At 47.7% G+C, this 21,021-nt stretch carries 22 protein-coding genes; 15 read left to right on the plus strand and 7 right to left on the minus strand.

Annotation, left to right across the window (positions count from 1 at the left end; translation table 11 throughout):
* Positions 1-116: 116 nt before the first annotated feature.
* Positions 117-1,046: an FAD:protein FMN transferase gene (locus L6I86_RS14425; RefSeq protein ID WP_236288109.1), complete on the minus strand. Its 930-nt coding sequence runs from the start codon at positions 1,044-1,046 to the stop codon at positions 117-119.
* A 214-nt stretch (positions 1,047-1,260) separates the two neighbouring features.
* Here L6I86_RS14425 and L6I86_RS14430 point away from each other — a divergent pair, with 214 nt between their 5' ends.
* The gene (locus L6I86_RS14430) at positions 1,261-1,944 is read left to right on the plus strand and encodes a response regulator transcription factor (protein WP_056610663.1); all 684 of its coding nucleotides are present in this window, start codon (positions 1,261-1,263) and stop codon (positions 1,942-1,944) included.
* Entirely contained in the window at positions 1,941-3,455 is a 1,515-nt protein-coding gene (locus L6I86_RS14435; protein ID WP_236288110.1) for a sensor histidine kinase, read from the plus strand. The genes L6I86_RS14430 and L6I86_RS14435 overlap by 4 nt, the downstream gene beginning before the upstream one ends.
* 501 nt (positions 3,456-3,956) lie before the next feature.
* On the opposite strand, the gene L6I86_RS14440 is transcribed toward L6I86_RS14435, so the two are convergent.
* The gene (locus L6I86_RS14440) at positions 3,957-4,343 is read right to left on the minus strand and encodes a DoxX family protein (protein WP_236288112.1); all 387 of its coding nucleotides are present in this window, start codon (positions 4,341-4,343) and stop codon (positions 3,957-3,959) included.
* 248 nt (positions 4,344-4,591) lie between these two features.
* Here L6I86_RS14440 and L6I86_RS14445 point away from each other — a divergent pair, with 248 nt between their 5' ends.
* The 6 genes from L6I86_RS14445 (at position 4,592) to L6I86_RS14470 (ending at position 12,206) form a co-directional block, all read left to right on the plus strand.
* Entirely contained in the window at positions 4,592-5,743 is a 1,152-nt protein-coding gene (locus tag L6I86_RS14445) for a hypothetical protein (RefSeq protein ID WP_236288114.1), read from the plus strand.
* A gap of 256 nt (positions 5,744-5,999) precedes the next feature.
* Positions 6,000-6,272 (plus strand): hypothetical protein, encoded by a 273-nt coding sequence (locus L6I86_RS14450; protein ID WP_236288116.1) that lies wholly within the window; start codon positions 6,000-6,002, stop codon positions 6,270-6,272.
* A 75-nt stretch (positions 6,273-6,347) separates the two neighbouring features.
* Positions 6,348-8,045: a permuted SH3 domain-containing protein gene (locus L6I86_RS14455; RefSeq protein ID WP_236288118.1), complete on the plus strand. Its 1,698-nt coding sequence runs from the start codon at positions 6,348-6,350 to the stop codon at positions 8,043-8,045.
* Positions 8,046-8,078: 33 nt separating this feature from the next.
* Positions 8,079-8,804, plus strand: a complete 726-nt coding sequence (locus L6I86_RS14460; RefSeq protein WP_276574859.1) for an ABC transporter ATP-binding protein — start codon at positions 8,079-8,081, stop codon at positions 8,802-8,804.
* Positions 8,801-9,976 carry an ABC transporter permease gene (locus L6I86_RS14465; RefSeq protein ID WP_236288120.1) on the plus strand — a complete coding sequence of 392 codons (1,176 nt, stop codon included), beginning with the start codon at positions 8,801-8,803 and terminating at the stop codon, positions 9,974-9,976. The genes L6I86_RS14460 and L6I86_RS14465 overlap by 4 nt, the downstream gene beginning before the upstream one ends.
* A 19-nt stretch (positions 9,977-9,995) precedes the next feature.
* Positions 9,996-12,206 carry a hypothetical protein gene (locus L6I86_RS14470; RefSeq protein ID WP_236288122.1) on the plus strand — a complete coding sequence of 737 codons (2,211 nt, stop codon included), beginning with the start codon at positions 9,996-9,998 and terminating at the stop codon, positions 12,204-12,206.
* Positions 12,207-12,258: 52 nt separating this feature from the next.
* Here the strand turns inward: L6I86_RS14470 and L6I86_RS14475 are convergent, their stop codons facing one another.
* Positions 12,259-12,621, minus strand: coding sequence for a hypothetical protein (locus L6I86_RS14475; RefSeq protein ID WP_063795615.1), 363 nt, complete (start codon positions 12,619-12,621; stop codon positions 12,259-12,261).
* 477 nt (positions 12,622-13,098) lie between these two features.
* Complete coding sequence (locus tag L6I86_RS14480) at positions 13,099-14,226, minus strand: metallophosphoesterase family protein (protein ID WP_236288124.1); 1,128 nt, start codon at positions 14,224-14,226, stop codon at positions 13,099-13,101.
* Positions 14,227-14,437: 211 nt separating this feature from the next.
* Between L6I86_RS14480 and L6I86_RS14485 the strand changes: the two genes are divergently transcribed.
* From L6I86_RS14485 to L6I86_RS14495, 3 genes are read left to right on the plus strand one after another with little or no spacing between them, the layout of a single operon-like run.
* Complete coding sequence (locus tag L6I86_RS14485; RefSeq protein ID WP_236288126.1) at positions 14,438-14,827, plus strand: GntR family transcriptional regulator; 390 nt, start codon at positions 14,438-14,440, stop codon at positions 14,825-14,827.
* Positions 14,827-15,723 (plus strand): ABC transporter ATP-binding protein, encoded by an 897-nt coding sequence (locus L6I86_RS14490; protein WP_236288128.1) that lies wholly within the window; start codon positions 14,827-14,829, stop codon positions 15,721-15,723. Before L6I86_RS14485 ends, L6I86_RS14490 begins: the two co-directional genes overlap by 1 nt.
* Positions 15,720-16,403: a hypothetical protein gene (locus L6I86_RS14495; RefSeq protein ID WP_236288129.1), complete on the plus strand. Its 684-nt coding sequence runs from the start codon at positions 15,720-15,722 to the stop codon at positions 16,401-16,403. The genes L6I86_RS14490 and L6I86_RS14495 overlap by 4 nt, the downstream gene beginning before the upstream one ends.
* Positions 16,404-16,478: 75 nt before the next feature.
* Here the strand turns inward: L6I86_RS14495 and L6I86_RS14500 are convergent, their stop codons facing one another.
* Positions 16,479-17,006: an SRPBCC family protein gene (locus L6I86_RS14500; protein ID WP_236288131.1), complete on the minus strand. Its 528-nt coding sequence runs from the start codon at positions 17,004-17,006 to the stop codon at positions 16,479-16,481.
* A gap of 48 nt (positions 17,007-17,054) precedes the next feature.
* Complete coding sequence (locus tag L6I86_RS14505) at positions 17,055-17,390, minus strand: ArsR/SmtB family transcription factor (RefSeq protein WP_056617650.1); 336 nt, start codon at positions 17,388-17,390, stop codon at positions 17,055-17,057.
* 271 nt (positions 17,391-17,661) lie between these two features.
* Between L6I86_RS14505 and L6I86_RS14510 the strand changes: the two genes are divergently transcribed.
* Entirely contained in the window at positions 17,662-18,363 is a 702-nt protein-coding gene (locus tag L6I86_RS14510; RefSeq protein ID WP_236288133.1) for a 3D domain-containing protein, read from the plus strand.
* Positions 18,364-18,420: 57 nt separating this feature from the next.
* Here L6I86_RS14510 and L6I86_RS14515 read toward each other — a convergent pair whose 3' ends face one another.
* A complete protein-coding gene (locus tag L6I86_RS14515) occupies positions 18,421-19,281 on the minus strand; it encodes an alpha/beta hydrolase (protein ID WP_236288134.1) in 861 nt (286 codons plus the stop codon).
* A 255-nt stretch (positions 19,282-19,536) separates the two neighbouring features.
* Between L6I86_RS14515 and L6I86_RS14520 the strand changes: the two genes are divergently transcribed.
* The 3 genes from L6I86_RS14520 to L6I86_RS14530 are packed head-to-tail and all read left to right on the plus strand — an operon-like array spanning position 19,537 to position 21,021.
* Entirely contained in the window at positions 19,537-19,833 is a 297-nt protein-coding gene (locus L6I86_RS14520) for a LiaF transmembrane domain-containing protein (protein WP_056617426.1), read from the plus strand.
* A gap of 50 nt (positions 19,834-19,883) precedes the next feature.
* Positions 19,884-20,579, plus strand: coding sequence for a PspA/IM30 family protein (locus tag L6I86_RS14525; RefSeq protein ID WP_056617430.1), 696 nt, complete (start codon positions 19,884-19,886; stop codon positions 20,577-20,579).
* Entirely contained in the window at positions 20,548-21,021 is a 474-nt protein-coding gene (locus L6I86_RS14530; RefSeq protein ID WP_236288135.1) for a PspC domain-containing protein, read from the plus strand. The genes L6I86_RS14525 and L6I86_RS14530 overlap by 32 nt, the downstream gene beginning before the upstream one ends.

Genomic DNA, 21,021 nt, shown 5'->3' on the forward strand with positions numbered 1-21,021 from the left:
TAAAACAGCTGATTTCGTGGATAACTGACCCATCGTCTGTGGACAAACACAGGTGAATTGTGGATAACATTCATTTTTTCCTGATTTCATCCACAAATGATCTTCTATGCAATCCTTTAGGTGAAACTATCAACATCCTGCTTGCCATGTCCGTCGCTAAAATGATAATGATCGACCTGGAGATCCAGCCATCGCTGCCCGAGGGAGGTTTCCGGCCCGTAGTAGTGAAGCTCATCATGCTTGGTAAGCACAATCGCTTCACAAGCGTCACTTCGTTTGGCGAAGAGGGACAGGCCAGCCTCTAGCCCAAGAGAGCCTAACAATCGTGCCCATACATGGCATGCCACGAGATCCTGACCAGCAACTGTGCATTGCAGTACATCGTTGCCAGAGTCAGCATCTCTGCGATCCTCGAGCGGACTGTACGTAGATAGCGCTCCCTCTGGCATCGCAATCGCACCTAACTTGGCGTTCTCGTGCCATGGATTTTGAATCCCGATCATCCATGGCTCCTGCTCGGAGCTAGATGGTCCCCATACCGTGACGTCGCCCTGAGATAGCAGGCGTCCCCGTGAAATGGATAAGGTTTTCTTCAAATAGTCGGTTAATCGTTTCAGGGACCAACTTTTGTCTAGTCCTTGCAAATGAATACACGTATGCTCCGGCAGTGTAACTGATTTGGTCGTAGGATTTACCCTCCAGCCTTGCGTTGCAGGAGCTGGTATTTGGGTTAGCGTGGTCTTCTCTTTATATAGAAGAGGCTTATATTTACCATCTGTGATGGCTTGATACATTTCAGCAAGGAACAGCACCTCTAGCATGGCGTTGGACACAAGGCAGCTTTCACCGGCTAATGTATTTAAAAGGTTGATTTCACTGTCAGGGAGGCTGTGGCTGAATCGCTTTTCTTCACGCGCGAACCATTCGTTGCCGATCTCATGAATCCGCAGCTGTTGCTGCTGCTCGCCATGGGGAAGAAGAAGTTCAATAGCCGAATCCAGCGTTTGAAAATGAAAGGGGAGGAAGGTGTTTGTTGTCATTGTCATCAGGAATTCCTCTTTTCTGTCGAATCCATACTTATTATGAGATCAGTATATGAGGGGTAGCTGAGATTGAATTGACCGTTAGCTGAAAAGTAGCTGAAGATATGTTAACTTTCAGCTAGCTTTCAGCCGCTGCTCAGATTGCTTTTAGGCAGGATATGGGATACTGATTGTAGAAGTCGTGTACGAATGAATTTCTCGGGGGAGACGATGGCAGATGCGTCAATTAAAAGGGATTAAAATACTACTCGTCGATGACGAGCCGCATATCTTAGAATTTCTAGAGCTAGGGCTAACGAACGAAGGCTTCGAAGTGATGACGGCACAAGATGGCATCAGTGCGATCACAGCTTGTAATAAATTTCAGCCGCATATCGCGATTCTGGATGTCATGATGCCGGGGATGGATGGTTTCGAGGTATGTCGCATGATTAAGAAGACCGACAATGTCGCGGTCATTATGCTAACAGCCAAAGATGAAATCGATGATCGGGTAAAAGGGCTTACGCTCGGAGCCGATGATTACATGATCAAACCGTTTAGCTTTGAGGAGCTGCTAGCGCGGATCTATGCGCGGATTCGGAACCATTTTCCAAACTTGTTCGGGGAAGTCGTTATTGGACCGCTTCGCATGGACGACCGCCGCAAAGAAATCAGTATGCATGATCGGATCTTGGAGCTGTCGCCAACGGAATACGAGTTGCTTAAATTTATGGCGATCAATCACGGTCTCGTGCTGAGTAAGACGATGATTCTGGATAAAGTGTGGGGCTATGATTTTGGCGGTGAGGAAAATATTGTGGAAGTGTACATACGCTCCCTGCGTGACAAATTAGGAGATAAGGAGCACAAGCTGATTCGCACCATTCGCGGGGCGGGGTATCGGATGGATTTGACATGAAGACGCGCGGTTGGTTCGCTGCTGTCTTGGAGACGAAATCCTTAAAGTTTCAAATTTTATCTCGTACCTTATTGGTTATGTCGGCACTCTTGCTGTTAATTGGCGTGTTTCAATATGTTTTCATGCAGCAGTTTATGTTTCAAAATAAAGCAGAGACGATTCGCAACCAGCTTGCAGCGCTGCCGCCTAACGTCTGGCTTCGGGCTGAGCTAGGGGGAGATAAGAGTACGAGCCCATTTCTGCCTAGGCAGGATTTCATGCGCAATAATCGGCAGGATAATTTCGGCGAAGGTCCGCGGATTTTCGTACCGGATTTAACCATTGCGCTAATTGATGACAAAGGGACCTATAAACTCGTTTCCTCTCAAGATGAACAGTCGACGTTAGAGTTGGACAAAGAAGAATATGTGAGAATCCTGCAAAAGCGCACAAAGAAGCAGGAACATCTAATCATGAAAGACAGCAAAGGGAATGAGCAATTAATTGTATTTCATCAAATTGGGGGAGGGGAACCAGATCGTTCCCGCGGCTATCAGGGGCTCATTCAAGCAAGTACAAGCACAGCGCCGATTAAGGATGTTCTCCTAAGGCAGCTGCTCACGTTCCTATTTCTATCCATGCTTGCGATGGTTATTGGGTTGCTAGGCTTCCTGCCTGTGCTGCGCCGAACGCTTGTGCCACTGTCTAATTTGGTAGATACGGTAAAAAGTATTGATTCCGGTAACTTGAATGAACGCTTCCCTGACCATCAAGGACAGGCGGAGATGGATCGCTTGGCGACTTCCTTCAATAGTATGCTAGAGCGGCTGGAATTTTCATTTGAGGCGGAAAAGGAAGCGAAGGAGCAGATGCGGCGTTTTGCTGCAGATGCCTCGCATGAGCTTCGCACACCACTTACTTCCATTCATGGATTCCTGGAGGTGCTGCTGCGCGGGGCTTATCAACAGCCTGAACCGCTGTTGAAAGCTTTGAAAAGCATGCACGGCGAATCCGTTCGTATTAATAAATTAGTTGAGGACCTGCTGCTATTGGCGCGGTTGGACCGTACGCCGTCTTTCCATAAGACGGAGGTAGCCATGGACGATGTGCTTCATGAAATGGAGCATCAGCTGCGTCTGCTCGCAGGCGAGAGGGGGGTCACCTTCCTCTTGGAGCCGGAGACGCTGTGTCATTGCGATCCGGATAAAATCAAGCAAGTCATCCTCAACTTGTTCCACAATGCGGTCCAGCATACGCATCCAGAGACAGGTGAGGTAAGGGTCCTACTTACGAAAACGGACGCAGGCGTTGAGATCGCTGTACGCGATAACGGCCCCGGGATTGCGCCTGAGCATATCGCCCATTTGTTCGATCGGTTTTACCGCATCGACTCCTCGCGGGCAAGACGCAGCGGCGGAGCGGGCTTAGGCCTTTCGATTACGCGCTCCATCGTGGAGCTGCATGGCGGATCTATTCATGTGGAGAGCAGCGTCGGTGAGGGAAGCGCGTTTATCGTACGGTTGCCGGGATAGGTGGGAGAAGAAGAGGCTGACGCTGAGGCGTTGGCCTCTTTTGTGTTGGCGGTGTGCCCAGTGGGCAGGTAGGGTGGCTAAAGAAGCCAAGAGTAGGGGCATAGCAGGTTCATGCCGAGTATGTAGCCTAGAGGTGGAAATAGATGGATTTCATACAGTTAATTTGGAAGAAAATCCTGCTTTTGAGCAAATAGATGGATTTCATGTAGCTAAATTCAGCTGATGTGGCTGATTTTACTGAAATCGTCAGAAATAGATGTAGGAAATCCAGTTAACCGTTGATATTAGGAAATTGTGCGGGAATTAACTGTACTTTTTACAGTTAATGGTTGGTGGGGATGGAAAATGAGGGACGGAGTGAAGGAGGAAGTAGATAAGCAGGAAAGCAGGAAAGTAGGGGGAGTAGATAAGTAGATAGGGGAAGGAAGGTAATAAGTAGAGTAGAGTAGAGTAGAGTAGAACCCAAAGGCCAACCGTCGAACGGTTGGCCCTTGGCATCAGCTAAGAAACAAGCTTGCGGCTGCGCGGGCGAAGTGCCCATGAAGCCATAACTAGCGCTAGAAATACTAGCGGTTGGGCAGCGAGAGCTAGACTGTCGCCATTCAAAATATGCGAAGCCGCGGCACCCGTGAGCTCGAAGAAAAACCCAGCGTATGCCCATTCTTTCAGTCGCGGGAAACGCGGGATCAGGATGGCAATGACCGCCATGAGCTTCCAGAAGCCCAGGATGGTCAAGATATACTCGGGATATCCGAGCCCAGTTAATGTAGTGATTTGCTGCTCACCATGGGTTATGAAGAAGAATCCGCCGATGACGAAACTCGCAGGTCCTAGGATGGTGGTTACCCAGTAAGCGATTAGCTTATTGCGCTCTTTACGATAAGACATTAGACAGCGTCCCCCTATCTATTTCGAAATTGTACTCATATGATCCTTATTCTACCATAAAGAATGCTGAAAGCGAACACCAGTGCGTAAATTTTAATGAAATTTTTGCCATACCATTTTCAGCTAATTCTCAGATAGCTCTCAACCAACCTTCAGTTTACGCTCAGATGGGTTTCAGGTAAGGGGTCTATACTTGGTTTTGTAAGGGAAACACAAACACAAATCCAAAGATGAGGTGGAATACCATTATGAAAAAAATCAGCAAAAAAATTCTCGCAGGTTCACTAGTAGCATCTTTTGTCATCGGAGTTGGCTTAGTAGGAGCCCTACATAATGAAGCGTTCGCAGATACAGCAGTAGGCAATTCCACAAGCACAGCGGCACCAACAGCAGGACAGGGCGGTAAAGGCTTTAACGATAAAGGCCGTGGACAAATGGGAGATCGTGGAGGCTTCCGTGGCGGCAACGTGATCAAAGAAACAGCAACGATTCTAGGCGTTGAAGAAAGCGCTGTGCAGGAAGCACTTAAAGCAGATAAAACATTAGCAGCGTTTGCCCTTGAAAAAGGATTATCGAAGGAAGATTACTTGTCCAAGCTTGTTGCAGCCGAGACAGCTACGATTACAGCTGAAGTTACCGCTGGGAAGCTGACGCAAGAGAAGGCCGATGCGGTTATTAAAGGTCTGAGCGACCAATTAACGAAGCAAATTGATAGCACTGGCTTCAAGGGCGGCTTTCCAGGCGGCGGTAAAGGTCCAGGTCAAATGGGAGATCGCGGTGGCTTCCGTGGCGGCAATGTGATCAAAGAAACGGCAACGATTCTAGGCGTTGAAGAAAGTGTTGTGCAGGAAGCACTTAAAGCAGATAAAACATTAGCAGCTTTTGCCCTTGAAAAAGGACTAACGAAGGAAGATTACTTGTCCAAGCTTGTTGCAGCAGAAACAGCTACGATTACAGCTGAAGTAACCGCTGGGAAGCTGACGCAAGAGAAGGCAGATGAGATTATTAAAGGCCTTAGCGACCAGTTAACAAAGCAAATTGATGGCACGGGCTTCAACGGCGGTTTTCCAGGTGGCGGTAAAGGTGGCCCAGGAGGCCCTGGCGGATTTGGAGCAGGACACTTCGGCAATCCGGAGGTCATTACGACAATTCTAGGCCTTACACAAGATGAGTTGAGAACAGAGCTAGAATCCGGCAAATCCCTCGTGGATATCGCAACAGCGAAAGGGATTAGCGAAGATGATTTGATCAGTAAAATTAAAGACGGCATGACAGATTCGATCAAGAAGGCTGTTGAGGAAAAAGGTACGGCTCACCAACGTCCTGAAGGCGGTCAAGGTCGTCCGGGTCGCAACACCTCTAAACAATCAGCAACACCAGCCCCGACAGCTGCTAACTAAGGGGATGTCATAAGAAGCTGCTCACTGTGTGAGCGGCTTTTTGTGCTTGAGGTGGCAGGTTAGATGCGATTTTGCTAGATCGGGGGCTGTTAAAGTAGCTAAGTCATAATAACTGAAAAACATACAGTTAATTTCGCATGAATTCTCCCTTTCACTCTACTAACTGTAGAAAGTACAGCTAATTTCGGGCTATTAGGCGAAACACGTCAGAAAGTGAAAAAATAGATGTACATTTTCCATCTACTCTTTAAATTTGATGGAAATCCAGAGAATTAGATGGAGTTTTTCCAGTTATTTAGGAGTCGGGGGCAGACGAGGGGGCAGGGGCAGTCTTGGCGGCAGTTGGGTGGCGGAAACAGTAGCAGCATTCGCATTCGTAGCCTTAGCGATAGTAGTAACAGTTGCCGTAGTCTCAGTCTCAGCAACCGCAGCTAAGGCGATAAGCAGCCCGTCCCCATTTTCAGCAAACGCTCAGCTTTCGTTCAACTTACTTTCAGCTTACACTCAGACAGGTTTCAGTCGCCCCTAGTAGACTACATCTTGTGAAGATTGTACGACCTAGGCAACGAGTGTTTAGGTAAAACCGTGAGAGGGGTTATGACGGATGAAAGTAGGCAGTAAGAAAAGGTGGCTCATAGTAGCCCTAGCGGCCATCCTGTGTGGGGCAGGTACATACTACTATGTACATAATAATGCGAAGCCGGCAACAGCGGCAACACAACAAACGACAATGAAAGTGACCAAGGGCGCCATTTCGATGGCCGTATCAGGTACCTCCCAATTGGACGCTAAGGATAAGCAAAACATTGTGATCCCGATCGAAGGTATCATCAAAACGATGAATCTAACCCAGAATCAAGCGGTTAAAAAAGGCGATGTGCTCGTCGAACTTTCTGTCCCGTCAACGGAAACGAATCTTAAGGAAGCGCAAGTGACCTTAGGGCAGTTGGAGACTGATCTAGCTGAGCTTAAGTCTGAACAAGGAAATATGAGCGTATCCTCTCCGATGTCGGGCAAGATTACCTTGAATGCTAACTTCGATGTCGGCAGCCAAGTGAATAAAACGACGAAGATCGGTACGATTTCAGATACAACGCAGTTTAAGGTAAAACTGCCATTTTCACTGCAAGAAGCTGTGCAATTGAAAAAAGGTGACCCCGTAGAGCTGAGCGTGGATGGCTACTTGTTATCCAAGGTTGGGGCAGTCGATACGATTGGTCATGAAATTAGCGCTGACGCGAATGGGAATAAAGTGGTGTTAGTCGATGTGCTCGTCGATAACGATGGTACGCTTTCGGCAGGCTTAAAGGTCAAAGGCAGTATCGGCAGCGGCACGACCAAGGTAGCGTCCTCCGATCAGGCTGCACTGGCTTATGTGCGCACAGCGTCTATTTTCTCCGAAGCTAGCGGTACGGTGAAAACGCTGAAATTTAAAGATGGCGATACGATTAAACAAGGCGATCTGATTGTGACCCTTTTTAACGACGACCTCCAAAAGAATATCGTCGCTAAACAATCTGCGATTGAAAGCCAGAAAATCCGTGTTAGCGATGCCCAGCAAAAAGTCGATCAATTAACGATCAAAGCACCGTTTGATGGCGTGTTCTCGGCGGATTTTGCCAACAGTAAAAATAATGTCCTTCGTAATTACCCGGTTGGCGCGCAGATTAATGCGAACACCACGCTCGGTGCAGTGGCTAGTCTAAGCACGATGCAGCTCGCAATTGCTGTGGATGAGCTTGATCTGACGAGTGTGAAGGTCGGACAAAAGGTTAACGTTAAAGTCGATGCGATTGCGGGGAAAACTTTTACAGGTGAAGTGACTTCTGTATCCAATGTGGGTACAACGACGAATGGCGTGACTACGTATGATGCGGTTGTGGCCATTCCGAATACAGCACAGAATGATTTGAAATATGCGATGACGGCGACGGCTGAAATCCTCATCCAAGATAAGAAGGATATTCTCGTACTTCCGATTCAAGTCGTGACGACAACAAGAGGCAAGTCGACGGTTACGGTGAAGAAGGCCGATGGTACAACGGAAGAGCGGGAGTTAAAAGTAGGTATTCGAAGCAAAACGCAAGTTGAAGTGCTCGATGGCGTAAAAGAAGGCGAAGAGGTAGTCATGCCAGTTCGCAGAGCGACAACGACGACAAATCAGCAACAGCAAGGCTTCCCAGGCGGAGGTGCTTTCCCAGGTGGCGCAGGCGGCTTCCAAGGCGGTGCAGGTGGAGCTGCTGGCGGCGGTGGTTTCCAGGGTGGCGGTAATGCTGGCGGTGGCGGCGGAGCACGTCAATAAGGAGCTAATCTCGCCCGGAAAGGAGTTAATGGGATGAATATTATTGAGCTAAATGAGATCACGAAGAGTTATACCCGTGGTGCGGAAGAATTGCAGATTTTGCGCGGCATTACCCTGCATATTGCTGAAGGGGATTTTGTCGCCATTATTGGTCCCAGCGGATCGGGGAAATCGACGTTGATGAATACAATTGGGCTGTTAGACAGCCCAACGTCAGGTTCATATACATTGGATGGCGTAGCTACGGAGAAAATGTCAGACAACGGACTTGCTCAGCTGCGCAATCGGAAAATTGGTTTCATTTTTCAACAGTTTAACCTGTTGCCAAGGCTAACAGCGATGGAGAACGTGGAGCTTCCGATGATTTATGCGGGTATTTCTCCTAAACAACGGAAAGAACAAGCCAAGCGCATGCTGACGAAGTTAGGGATGGGAGAACGCGGACATCACAAGCCAAGCGAGCTTTCGGGTGGACAGCAGCAGCGGGTTGCGATTGCGCGTGCATTGGCCATTTCACCGTCGCTCATTCTAGCGGATGAACCGACAGGCGCCTTGGATTCCAAAACGGGCATTGAGGTACTCGAGTTGATCAAAGAGTTAAATCAGCAGGGCAATACGATTGTATTGATCACCCATGATCATCACATTGCAGACAATGCGAAGCGCGTGGTGGCGCTGCGAGATGGCGAAATCGTCAGTGATACGCGGGGTGATGCTTGGTCGGTTGAAGTGCCTAAGTTAGAGGAGGCGCATTCATGAGAATTTGGGAGCTTTTCCAAATGGCGATGAGCACCATTCGCTCGAATCCGTTACGAACGATTCTGACCATGCTAGGCGTTATTATCGGGGTTGCTTCGGTGATCACGCTTGTCTCGATTGGTCAAGGAACCTCCAAAGCCATCGAAAAGCAATATGAAGGACTGGGAACGAATCTTCTAACGGTTAACCTAATGGGGAACGGGCGCGCGACACAGTTGAATTATGATGAGTTCATGACCTTGGAAGGTACAGCGGGCATCTCGTCGATTGCACCCACCATGACGCAGAATAGCTCCATTAAATTCGACCGCACAACGGAGAGTTACAATGTGATCGGAACGAATGACCGTTATTTGGACTTGCAAAAAGGGAAGATGGCCAGCGGACGTTTCCTCGCTCAGGCAGATCTGGATTTCCGCAATCACGTTGCGGTTATCGGGAGTGACGTGGCGACGAAGTTTTTTGGCAAGGAAGACCCGATCGACGAAGAAATTAATGTGAAGGGCTACATGTACACGATTATCGGTGTTCTTCAAACGAAAGGCTCCAATACGAGTGGAACTTCATTGGATAGCTCCGTATTGGTGCCGCTGCCGACGATGAGTCGGGATTTTAAGCTAGGTAACATTCGGACCGCCTATGTGGAAGCATCCTCTGGTGATCTCGTCAGCCGTGCACAATTAGCCGTAGAAGCTTACTTATTTCAGAAGTTTAAGAGTACAACTGGATACAATATTTTGAATTCATCCGAGCTCATTAGCGCAAGACAAACCGCGTCTAGCACGCTGACCAACCAATTGGTTGCTGTCGCTGCGATTTCCCTGCTTGTAGGCGGGATTGGGATTATGAATATTATGCTCGTCACCGTGAGTGAGCGAACGAGGGAAATCGGGATTCGGAAGTCGATTGGGGCGAAGCGAAGAAATATTTTGCTGCAATTCTTAGTCGAAGCTACCTTGATTAGCGGGATGGGCGGTCTGATCGGTCTGCTGGTCGGGGTCGCTTTATCACTGGCCTGGCCGTATATCAATCCAAGCCAAGAGACGAGCCTATCGCTCAACGTTGGGTTTTACGCGTTCTTATTCTCAGCACTTGTTGGTGTCATTTTCGGTTTATATCCAGCGAATAAAGCATCAAAATTAAAACCTATCGACGCTCTGCGTTACGATTAGGCAACAGGAGGTTTGTACTATGATTCGTCAACTAACATCGATTGGACTCCGCTCCAAAAACTCACTTAAACAGACAAGTCTAGCTGTACTGCTGACGGGAAGTTTGCTGGCTGCCTCATGGGCAGTTCCGGTACCTTCCGCACATGCTGCATCTGAAGGCGTTTTTATCTCGAAGGATTCCTATTTTATGCTAAATAAAGCTTCACTTTCCTCATCATCCTTGCAATTCTCCGTCCTGTTCCATAATGGGGAAAATCAGACGCTTGATTTTAACAAATATGGTGTGCGCGTGACGGACAGTGCTGGACATAGCTACACGGCCAATTTGAGTGAGAAAAAGAGCGGCATCGTGAATGGCGGGCAAGAGGAAAGCTTCCGATTCTACGCGAATTTGCCAGCTGGTGAAAATGCTGATGATTTGAAAGTGGATGTATTCCGCTGGGATTACAATAAATCCGACTTCATGAATCATCTCGATGAGCTGCCGATTGCCTCCGTCATCCAAGATGGGCAGCTGGAAGCGCCAGAAGAGATTATTAGCTTGCGCACGCTAGACAGTACACTGGCGAATGATGCGTCCCTTGCTTTTCAATTAGGCCAGAGCGTACGTGTAACAGAGAATGGCAAATGGTACATGTACACGCAAGTTGCAGCGAAGAACTTAGGCTCAAGCAGCGTGAAAGTACCCGCAGGTTTGCTGGCTAGACTTGTGGATGCCAATGGCTTGAAATACACGGCGACTGTTGCAAGTGGGGCGGATACGGCTATCTTGCCGAATCAGTCCGATACATTGACGCTCAAAACGCTTATTTCCAAGGGCATGCCGACAAGCGGGTTAACGTTGGAATATTATTACCTCAATCAAAGTGAAGATGTTTCACTGGGAACTTTGGGTATGAACTCGTCGCTGAATACGGTAGCTTTGGGCGTGAAACAGAGCTATGCGGGGCAGCAAGAGGGCGAGAACGTGACAGCGAAAGCAAGCTCGTCTACGTATTCGATTCAAGCCGATGGTGTCCACGTTCAGACTGTGGTTACACTGAGCAATGATGGGGACGTTGTCGCTCCTATTCCTTCATTAGCAGCCTCCTACCAGTTCGGTGATTCAGGCTCATCCGTGTCATCGACAGATAACAGCACGCGCAGCGGCTTTTTAGCGCCGAAGGAAACGGCGTCTTATTACTTCAATGCGACGCTGCCAACGGGCATCGATCCGAATGCGGCACAGCTCGTGCTGTGGCAGAAAGCGGCGGCTAGCACGGGAAGCTCGACGGGGAGCGGGACCACGACTGGTAGTACGGGGAGTGGATCAACAACAGGTAATAGTGGAGCGACGACTGGAAGCGGGTCAACGACAACAGTTAACAGTACAACGACAACATCAGGACAACAGCCTGTGGCTGTGTTCCTGCTCAAGGGTGCGAGCGAAGCCCAAAACGGCTATACCACAGCAGTAGACTATGAGCTTGGAAGCAAGCTTGCGCTGGGCAGCAGCGTTGTGAATCCGAATCTGGATGTATCGCTCATCGAGCTTCATGCGCATGAGAATGATGATCTTGGCTACAAAACCGCGATCGCCAAGTACAAAATCACAAACAACGGTACGAGCACGCTTGCCCTGCCTGAGCTGCAGAACGAGCTTATCGATAATAAAGGCAATGCCTATACCGGCTCTCGCCAAAGTGCGGCGGCTACGCAAATTACACCGGGAAGCTCCTATGTAGTCAGCTACTCCTACTTGCTGCCTAATAAAGAAACGACAGAAGATGATTCATTTGCGCTGAATGTGTACGATGATAAGTCCGTTTCAGAAGGAAATGTGTCCGCAGGGACGTTCAAAGTTGCTTTACAGGGAGAAGAAACTGGAGATACCATCGCGATCTATCCATTCTCACTTAAAGTGAATGACAGCTCGATTGGCTGGACGTATAGCGGCGGAACCTATTCCTATGTTCTTCAACTAGACATGGATATTACACATGAAGATCAAGTCATTATTGATTCTAATTTCTCCAAAATCCAATTCGAAATGGTCGATTCTCTCGGTCGTATCGTTGGCACCCAAGATGCTTCATTAATGGGTACAGGCAAATTAACGAGCGGCAGCCAGAGAGTAAGCATTTCCGGTTTGAAAAATGAGCAAGTGCAAACTGGCGTCATCGTCAATATGTATGAAGTCATTGACACGCCGAACGGAACGGCGAAGCGCCTTCTGAAGCAATTTAAGTAAAAGAGAAAACAGCCCTACCCTTGAATTGTCGGGGTGGGCTGTTTTTGGTTTATTAGCCGATAAAGACGAAAGCCGAAATACCAGAACGAACCGTACGTGTACGGAAGATGACGCCGTCTGCATCAAAAGTTCTAAGCACTAAAGTACGTGTGGTAGGGGTACCGATTGTACGGAATACGGCAGTTCCAAATGCGTCAAAGCGAGCAGTTGCAAGGCGGGTTCCATTTAAAGTACGAGCCTCACAGAAAAAGCCCGAAGTGACGAAAGGAACACCGGCGTTATCTACCCAAAGAATAGTAAGTCGTCTAAGTGTTTGTGTAGGACCGAACTTTTTGCCCAGAGGAATGCGCGTGTACGACTTGCCGAACTTGCCAGAGTCTTTGAGAGTAGGGATGCTGCGTTTTGTGTTTTGCATGTAAGTTTCACCTCCTTCTCTCTATCTGCTTATAGTAGATGTCGAAGGAGGCATGCCCGTTAACTAGATTTACCTATGTAATAGAAAATGTGTTAATAGATTGATTAATAGATTCGGGTTTTGCGTGATGAATCCGAAGCAATTCCATTGTACGGGTAGATGAAGCGTGCAAGAAGAGAAAGAAAAGAGAAAGAGACCGTTCCAATGTGGAAGGGTCTCTTTCAGTGTAAGTGTGAAGGAATAGTTAGGAAAATCCAACTTAATTGAGCCAAGCAGTTCCAGAAAGTTACCTTAATCCGATATTACCGAACTAAATAGCTAATTACGGTGATATCAGCTGGTTAGGGGCATTTTAAGTGGGCAAAATCGGACTACAGCAGCTGAACACCTCGAACAATAGCCATTAAGCTGGCAGTTGGGGTGACGGTTAAAAAGTAGGAGGTATGAAGAAGAGATCCTACTCGAAGGAACCTATCGTCACTTCACATCATACCCCTTCGCGATGGATGGCTCGATCCATCGCTTCTCGGTATGCTCGCGGCGCAGAATAGCTACGCGATCAGGGTAAACATCGACGATGAGGCTCTGGCTAAGCGACCGCGTCTCGGGCTCATTCTTAGCGCTCCATACCTCGCGGATGGAGGCGCTGGAAGCGGCAAGAAACTTCAGCTGCTTCACTTGGCTGGTCGTTTCAACGTTCCAGTGGGTGTGCCCACTGAACAAAATGACGTTCGGGTGCGCGTCAAGCAGCGCACGCAGTTCCTTGTGCTGGACGACGCCCAGCTCCAAATCCGTACCATCCAGCGTGCGCGGCAGCGGCTGGTGGAGGAACACGAACACGGGCTTGCCGGCATCCGCCGAGCTCGCTGCCGTGAGCCGCTCGCTCAGCCAGCTGAGCTGCGTGGGAGAGAGATACGCATCCTCGTTAATGGATGCGTCCACATCTCTATACGCTTCCCCGCTAAGGAACAGGAAGCGGTAGCCATCCACGACAAGCTCGTGATACGGCTTGTCGTACCCCATCATGCGGTCGAATAACGCGACCGCATTCGCACTCGACCACGAAGAATTCATTTTCGTGTAATCCATCGTGCCATCCGGCTTGCGCCACACGCCGTAGTAGTCATGGTTGCCCATGGTCGCCTGCACAGGGGCATGGGGCTGTCGGCTGAGCAGTGTCAGCAAGCTGCGATAATCGCTCTCACTGCCATTCGTGAGATCACCGTTCAGCACAAGCAACTTGCTGTCTGGGCGCAGCTCATGGTGATCCGCGAGCGCTTGCCGCAGAAGCAACTGAGAAGCCGAGTCCGTCGATAGGATATGAACGTCGCTCATCACCGAGAAAGAAAACAACGGTGCAGCGGTTTGCGGCTCTACTTGTGCAGCAACAGTTTTCAGCTTATCTTGTACCGCAGGAAGTTGTGAATCCTCATGTGCAATAGTGGTTTGCGGCGCCACTTGTACTGTAGCATGCTGTGACGCGCGAGTAGACTTTATTCCTTCTCCAACAGGGTTAATCAACGCAAACCCTAACAAAACCACCAAACTACTCCGTATGATAGATAGAAACATAGAACCCCTACCTTCCAATAAGTGTGTCGTCATGCGCTTTTTCTTTTCTATGTCTTTAACCAGCTCTTCTTTTATTCAACCATTTCTTGTCCTTTATCTTGACCTAGACCGGTTCCCACCCCACGCCCTACTGGTATTCCCCTGCAAAAAAGAAATTATTTAACTACCCAATTTTTGTATTACGCTTGACTTCAACGTTATTTGGTTGTATGGTTAATTACATGAGTAACTAACCAATGTAGTAATGAAAGCGGTGGTGAGAATTGTGGGATTTATGATGGACGATAGCCGCCCGATTTTTGTGCAAATCGCAGAGCAGATTGAGGATGACATTATCGAATCACGCATGCCGGAAGAATCGCAGGTTCCTTCTACGAATCAATTTGCAGCCTTTTATCAGATCAATCCGGCAACGGCAGCGAAGGGTGTTAACCTGCTAGTGGACCAAGGGATTTTATACAAGAAGCGTGGAATTGGCATGTTTGTAGCGGAGGGAGCGAGGGCGAAGCTGATGGAGAAGCGTAAAGAACTTTTTTACGAGCAATATGTCGTGACGATGGTGAGGGAAGCCGAGAAGTTAGGCATAACGGTAGAGCAATTAACGGAAATGGTGCGGAGAGGGGAGAAAGCGTAATGACGAACGTTGTTGAGGTAAAAGGACTGACGAAGGCCTATGGCCAAGTTAAGGCTGTTGACGGGGTCAGCTTCACGGTAGAAGCGAACAAAATTTATGGCTTACTCGGCAGGAATGGTGCAGGTAAAACAACCATCATGCATATGATCTCCGCACAGCAGTTCGCGACAAGCGGTGAACTGAAGGTGTTTGGTGAAGAGCCTTATGAGAATAGCCGCGTGCTAAATCAGATCTGCTTTATTAAAGAAAGCCAAAAATATCCGGATACCTTCCGTATTATTGACGTTCTGGCCGTTGCCAAAACCTTATACCCGAACTGGGACGATGCGTATGCCAACGCGTTAATTGATGATTTCCGACTTCCGATCAAAAGAAAAATTAAAAAGCTTTCCAGAGGTATGCTCTCCTCGGTGGGTATTGTGGTGGGGCTCGCTAGCCGTGCGCCATTAACAATCTTCGATGAGCCGTATCTGGGGTTGGATGCTGTAGCGCGTGTACTTTTCTATGATCGTCTGTTGGAAGATTACGCGGAGCACCCACGCACAGTGATCCTTTCTACACATCTGATTGATGAAGTAAGTCGTCTGTTAGAGCATGTTCTTGTGATCGACAACGGGAAATTAATTCTAAATGAAGATGCCGATGCGCTTCGCGGCAGAGCATGTACGGTTTCTGGCCTGAAATCAGCGGTAGACGCCTTCACACGGGGGAAAGAGGTCCTGGAGCGTAACGCAATTGGTTCTGCTGCAACGGCGACCATCATAGGGGCTCTTTCGGTGCAAGATCGCAACTACGCCGGAGAATTAGGACTGGAATTCGCTCCAGTTTCCATTCAGCAGCTCATTGTTCATCTGACACGCACGCAAGTGGCGGGAAAGGGGTCTGAATCACTATGAACCGAGTTAAGCAAGTAGTCATGCTCCATCTAAGGAACAAGAACACATGGTTTTTGGTTCCATGGGCCATCCTGGGCGCTAATTTTCTGATCAATGCTTTAATTGCTCTTTCATTTAATGACGGTGAAACCGTCAATACGGGTGCAGTTGCTTCTGTCTTCGTATACGCATTTATAGCAGGTACGCTGACGCTTAAAGAAACGTTCCCATTCGCCATCGGTCTTAGTATTCGGAGAAAAGATTATTTCTTTGGTACAGCGTTGACTGTCCTTTTGGTAAATAGTATTTCGGGGATTGCCCTAACCATACTATCGGCCATTGAACAAGCAACAGACGGGTGGAACGTGAATTTGCATCTGTTTAAAATAGGTTTTCTAAGCGATCTATCGTACATCGGTATTCTGGGGTTTAATATCCTTGTATTGGTACACTGTTTTTTCCTCGGGTTTGCTATTTCTAGCTTGCATCGCCGTTTTGGCAGCATGTCCATGTACATCTTTTTTACAGCGATGCTGCTGATTGGGACGATTGGCTCTTATACGATGGCACATTTCGATCTATGGAGCGATTTTGGCCATTGGGTAGTTGATAATTACATGGATTTGTTCTGGTATATGATCCCTTTGGTCGTTATCTATTCGCTCATTTCCTATGGATTGCTGCGCAAAGCAGCTGTATAAATATCCTGTTACAAAACAAAAACGAGCCACAGAAGAGTTCTTCTGATGCTCGTTTTTGTTTGTTTGTGTATGGGATTAAGCTGTAATTTTCGCAATGTAGTCATCCAATTGCTTGAACGTTCCGCCAAATCCTTCTTCCATAGAACCTTTCATCGAAGCGAAGAACTGAATTTCTTCTTCCGTCGCATTGATCGGGCCGCCGCTCATGACGATGATCGTTTTGCCATCTTCTTCGGTGAATGTTAAATTATTTAAGATTTCAAGAGGGAAAATAGGACTAAATGGTGCACGAATTACGTTACCTTCTGGATCTGCGAAGGAAGTTACATAGGAAAGCTTCTCCGGTGCAACAACCTCTTGATATGCGAATCTGCCAAACATTTCAAAGCCTTCCGGTGATTTCATTCCGTAGTGGAAAAGGCCGCCTGGGCGAACATCCAGAGATACGACTGTCAACTCCATACCCGTTGGCCCCCACCATGCAGCTAAGTGCTCAGGTTCTGTCCATACCTTATAAACAAGTTCGCGAGGTGCGTTAACGATACGTGTAATTACCAATTCTGTACCTTCATGATTCATCTCAAATGTGTTTTGTTGTGTCATGTCTATTCCTCCATTATTTAAAATAGTTTACGCTAGCTTGATCGCGATTTATTTCGGATCAGCCGGTTTGTTTTCCTTTGCCTGCAAAGCCTCTATATAGGCCTCCATACGATCAAATCGGGTTTCCCACAGACGTCTGAAGGAACCGAGCCAATTCTCAATGTCCTGAAGGGACTGCGGCCGCAGTTTATAGACCCTTCGATTCGCTATTGGCTGTACCTCTACGAGTCCTGCTTCACTTAGTACACGGAGATGCTTGGAAACTTGCGGCTGACTAAGGCCGAGCCTGTCGACGATCTCCCCTACAGTTAGAGGCCCGTCTCGTAATAGCTCAACCATGCGTAAGCGATGTGGTTCGGCAAGAGCACTGAATATCGTATTCATGTATTGAATATAACTCAAATGGAATATTCCTGTCAAGGCATATTTAGATAGTGAAATAATCAGACAGGACTCATCTTATTGCTTTTAATATCATCCATAGGTTTACTATCGTAAACAGAACAAGGTGGAAATATACAAGACAGCCCTTATGTTCTCTCTTAATATTTCTATGTTTCTAGCATTAATTTCATAGGAAAGGTATAGAAAGTTTACTTTTAGCCGAGTCTAGTAGCTATAACTCTATTAACTTTTTTTAGGAGGAGCTATAGCTATGATGTTTCGTAAACTATGTATATCGACCTTATCCTTAATCCTGTTGCTTGGTTTGTGGTTCATGCAATCCAAAGCGTACTCGTATCCAACGAGCTATGAAGATATGGATATGTCGCCTGTCTATGTGGCCTCTACGAGTGGAAGCTCGGATTCTTCGACTTCTGAAGCTCCAGCTGCTGCAGTCGAGCAAGCTGCGACTACGTACAAGGTAAGCCAAGGAGATACCCTGTTCAAAATAGCAAAGAGCTTTGAGATCGCTGTCGATGACCTCATTTCTGCCAATTCCATTTCGAATCCGAACCAACTGACGATCGGACAAAGTCTAACAATCCCTCTTGTCGCTGTAGCAGCTGCATCCGAGGGACAGCCGAAAATTATCAAAAAAGTGATTAATACAACGTTAACCGCGTATACCGCGGGCTTTGAATCGACAGGCAAAAAAGCTTCTCACCCTACATACGGCATCACTTATAGTGGTATCAAAGCCAAGGAGGGCCGCACGATTGCCGTAGATCCAGCCGTCATTCCTTTAGGATCCACGGTGTTCATTGAAGGCATTGGCATCCGGAAAGCGGAAGATATCGGATCAGCGATTCGCGGCTCTAGAATTGATGTCTTCATGAATGATTTGGGCCAAGCACAGGAGTTTGGTGTGAAAAAGAACGTGAAGGTGTACGTGTTAGATAGGGAAACGGTGTAGCAGCGACTATGCGCATAAGAAAAACCGACGTCATTGACGTCGGTCTTTCTTTCATTTTCAAGCATACAACTTTGGTTTATGAGTTGTAACCGTATGTTGATCCAACCAATCTAGTAAATCAGAAAGAAATTGCTCTCGCCCTAGGTCATCAAAAGGACGATGAAGCATCCTATCGTAAGCGTAGCTCTTCTTATCTTGCGAACCCACCAAGTGCAGGAATTGCTGAAGCTTGGCGGGGGGAGTCAATTTATCTTCTAAGCCATATTGCAGGAGAAGGGGGAGTTGAAACGATTTTGCGTGATTCAAGATTCTTGGAATGGCTTGGCTTAGTCCAAGGCCTAAGCCTGGCGTTACGGTACTATGACGCAAAGGATCTGCTTGCAGCTTCGCCGCCATGTCGGGATCTTGTGTTAATCCATCGACACTGCCTGACTTTTGAATGGTGAGTTGTGGTCTTATTTTCCCCAGAAGTTTAATGAGCCAACGCTCAAAGGTCGTCATTTCATACGAAATCGCGGGAGCCACCAAAACGAGTCCACTAATCCCAGTGCCCTGATCGAGCACATAGTCCGCACTAATCACGCCACCCATACTGTGACCAATGATAAAGAGAGGCAATTCAGGATTTTCAGATAGGACGAGTTCTCTAAATACATGCAGATCTCCTTTGTATTCATCCCATGAGCGTATGAATCCACGAATACCGGGGCTTCGCCCATGACCGCGCGAATCAGCCGAATAGACAATATACCCTCCCTGTACGAGTTCGTTACACATATTGACTAATCCACCGCTGTGGTCTCCATGTCCATGGACAGCAATAATGGCGCCTTTGGCTGGTACTTCTGACGGAGTGGCTCTTCTATAGAAAAGTTCAACCCCACCAATTCCCTGAAAAGTTCCCTCCGAGATGTTCACAAGAGAATCCTCCTTACGCAATAAAGCGAGATAGTTCAAACTAGCCCTTATTTTACCATACTTCCAAAATAGGCACTCACGATAATTTTAGCCATGCCATCAAGGGGAATGCCTGTCTATCACAGGTCGTAGACCCACCCCGACTAAGGTCTAGGAGTAAATACCGTCCACGGTCCGTTTTGGAAAGCTGTGATTTTACCTAGAATAAAGACATGAAGAAGACGACGACAAAGGGCGAAAGGCGGTGACGAAACGATGAAAAGAAATACAGGATTTGCCGCTCTGCTGATCGCATTCGGCGCACTGATTTTATTCAATAAGCTAGGTTTTCACTTAGGAGACTTTATTGGCTCGGTGATGGGATATGTAATTCCCCTCATTATGGTTGGACTGGGTTACCTAGGGATTAAGAACGATAAGAAAATAGGATGGGTAATTGCCGGTATCGGGATAATCATTCTAGTAAGTAAGCTAGCAGGTTGGATCATTATTCTTCTGGCAATCGGGTTAATCGGATATGGATTTTCCATGTTAAAAGGAAGAACAGCTTAACGTAAGCGGTAAGAGAATCGAATATAGAGTGTGAAAAAGGTGGAGTGAAGATGAGCCTATTTAGGCGGATGAGAGATATAACCGTGGCAACTTTGAATGAACATTTAGAGAAGTCGGAAGATCCGGTACGCTTGATTGACCAATACTTAGCAGCCCAACGTGAGCAGCTTGTGCAGTCAGAACGATTGTATCAGCAATGCGTAAGTCATGCAGCGTCACTTCGGCAGCAATATTTAACCGCATTAGAAACGAAAGAAAAGCGCGAGCATCAAGCGCTGCTGGCTTTGAAGGCTGGCGAAGAGCACATGGCACGAATCGTGCTGCAAGAGAAGTTGCAGGCGGAAGAAAAAAGCGTGCAATACCATGATCTGTATGAGCAGGCGAAGCAGTCCATCCTTGAGCTTGATGAGGAGCTGCAACAACTGAAGGCAGATTACAAAGAAGTCGCAGACAAACGAAGCTACTACTTGGCTCGTATGGAGTCCGCTCGCTTGCAGCAGCGCATGCATGCTCGCAGCAGTGTCACACAAGATGGGGCACCGCGGATGTTCGGCCGATTGGAAGAGCGCGTATCCGATATGGAGCTGCACGCCAGGACGCTTCGCGACGTTAGGAAGATGGGTCGCGAAAGCTACTACAGCGGGGGCAACCCAGCTGTAGATGCGGAAATGGAAGCACTTCGCAATAGACTGAAACAGGAGGGAACACAGGATCATGAACAAACTATATCGCTCACGAAGAGATAAGAAATTAACGGGCCTATGCGGGGGACTTGCAGAAGCCATGAATGTAGATGTCACACTATTACGTTTACTAGTCGTGATCACCACGTTTTTCACCGGAGGCACCGTCATTTTCGTCTACTTTGTAGCGGCGATTGTTATTCCGAAGGAACCTGGGTTTGATCAGCCCCCATTTGATCCCTATGCAAGCCCGTATGGAGGGGGATCATGGAATCATCATAAATCCCATAACCACCATAACCACCATAACCACCATAATCACCGCCAAACACCACAACCGACTAGCAAGTATGCTTCGTATGAAGCTAGCCAACCAACGAACAACATCGATGAGATGATGAAAGACATTGAGAAGAAAGCTTTGCAAAGAGAAGTAGACGAACTAAGAGCCAAAGTCGCTCGTTTTGAAAAACAAACATTGGATAGTAAAAAAGGAGACGTGTAA

Source organism: Paenibacillus allorhizoplanae (assembly GCF_927798215.1).
In the GTDB taxonomy this organism is placed as follows: Bacteria; Bacillota; Bacilli; order Paenibacillales; family NBRC-103111; genus Paenibacillus_E; species Paenibacillus_E allorhizoplanae.

Coding starts and splice junctions, on each gene's coding strand:
- L6I86_RS14425 (WP_236288109.1), bottom strand. CDS start 1,046: ATGACAATGACAACAAACACCTTCCTCCCCTTTCATTTTCAAACGCTG.
- L6I86_RS14430 (WP_056610663.1), top strand. CDS start 1,261: ATGCGTCAATTAAAAGGGATTAAAATACTACTCGTCGATGACGAGCCG.
- L6I86_RS14435 (WP_236288110.1), top strand. CDS start 1,941: ATGAAGACGCGCGGTTGGTTCGCTGCTGTCTTGGAGACGAAATCCTTA.
- L6I86_RS14440 (WP_236288112.1), bottom strand. CDS start 4,343: ATGTCTTATCGTAAAGAGCGCAATAAGCTAATCGCTTACTGGGTAACC.
- L6I86_RS14445 (WP_236288114.1), top strand. CDS start 4,592: ATGAAAAAAATCAGCAAAAAAATTCTCGCAGGTTCACTAGTAGCATCT.
- L6I86_RS14450 (WP_236288116.1), top strand. CDS start 6,000: ATGGAAATCCAGAGAATTAGATGGAGTTTTTCCAGTTATTTAGGAGTC.
- L6I86_RS14455 (WP_236288118.1), top strand. CDS start 6,348: ATGAAAGTAGGCAGTAAGAAAAGGTGGCTCATAGTAGCCCTAGCGGCC.
- L6I86_RS14460 (WP_276574859.1), top strand. CDS start 8,079: ATGAATATTATTGAGCTAAATGAGATCACGAAGAGTTATACCCGTGGT.
- L6I86_RS14465 (WP_236288120.1), top strand. CDS start 8,801: ATGAGAATTTGGGAGCTTTTCCAAATGGCGATGAGCACCATTCGCTCG.
- L6I86_RS14470 (WP_236288122.1), top strand. CDS start 9,996: ATGATTCGTCAACTAACATCGATTGGACTCCGCTCCAAAAACTCACTT.
- L6I86_RS14475 (WP_063795615.1), bottom strand. CDS start 12,621: ATGCAAAACACAAAACGCAGCATCCCTACTCTCAAAGACTCTGGCAAG.
- L6I86_RS14480 (WP_236288124.1), bottom strand. CDS start 14,226: ATGACGACACACTTATTGGAAGGTAGGGGTTCTATGTTTCTATCTATC.
- L6I86_RS14485 (WP_236288126.1), top strand. CDS start 14,438: ATGAAAGCGGTGGTGAGAATTGTGGGATTTATGATGGACGATAGCCGC.
- L6I86_RS14490 (WP_236288128.1), top strand. CDS start 14,827: ATGACGAACGTTGTTGAGGTAAAAGGACTGACGAAGGCCTATGGCCAA.
- L6I86_RS14495 (WP_236288129.1), top strand. CDS start 15,720: ATGAACCGAGTTAAGCAAGTAGTCATGCTCCATCTAAGGAACAAGAAC.
- L6I86_RS14500 (WP_236288131.1), bottom strand. CDS start 17,006: ATGACACAACAAAACACATTTGAGATGAATCATGAAGGTACAGAATTG.
- L6I86_RS14505 (WP_056617650.1), bottom strand. CDS start 17,390: ATGAATACGATATTCAGTGCTCTTGCCGAACCACATCGCTTACGCATG.
- L6I86_RS14510 (WP_236288133.1), top strand. CDS start 17,662: ATGATGTTTCGTAAACTATGTATATCGACCTTATCCTTAATCCTGTTG.
- L6I86_RS14520 (WP_056617426.1), top strand. CDS start 19,537: ATGAAAAGAAATACAGGATTTGCCGCTCTGCTGATCGCATTCGGCGCA.
- L6I86_RS14525 (WP_056617430.1), top strand. CDS start 19,884: ATGAGCCTATTTAGGCGGATGAGAGATATAACCGTGGCAACTTTGAAT.
- L6I86_RS14530 (WP_236288135.1), top strand. CDS start 20,548: ATGAACAAACTATATCGCTCACGAAGAGATAAGAAATTAACGGGCCTA.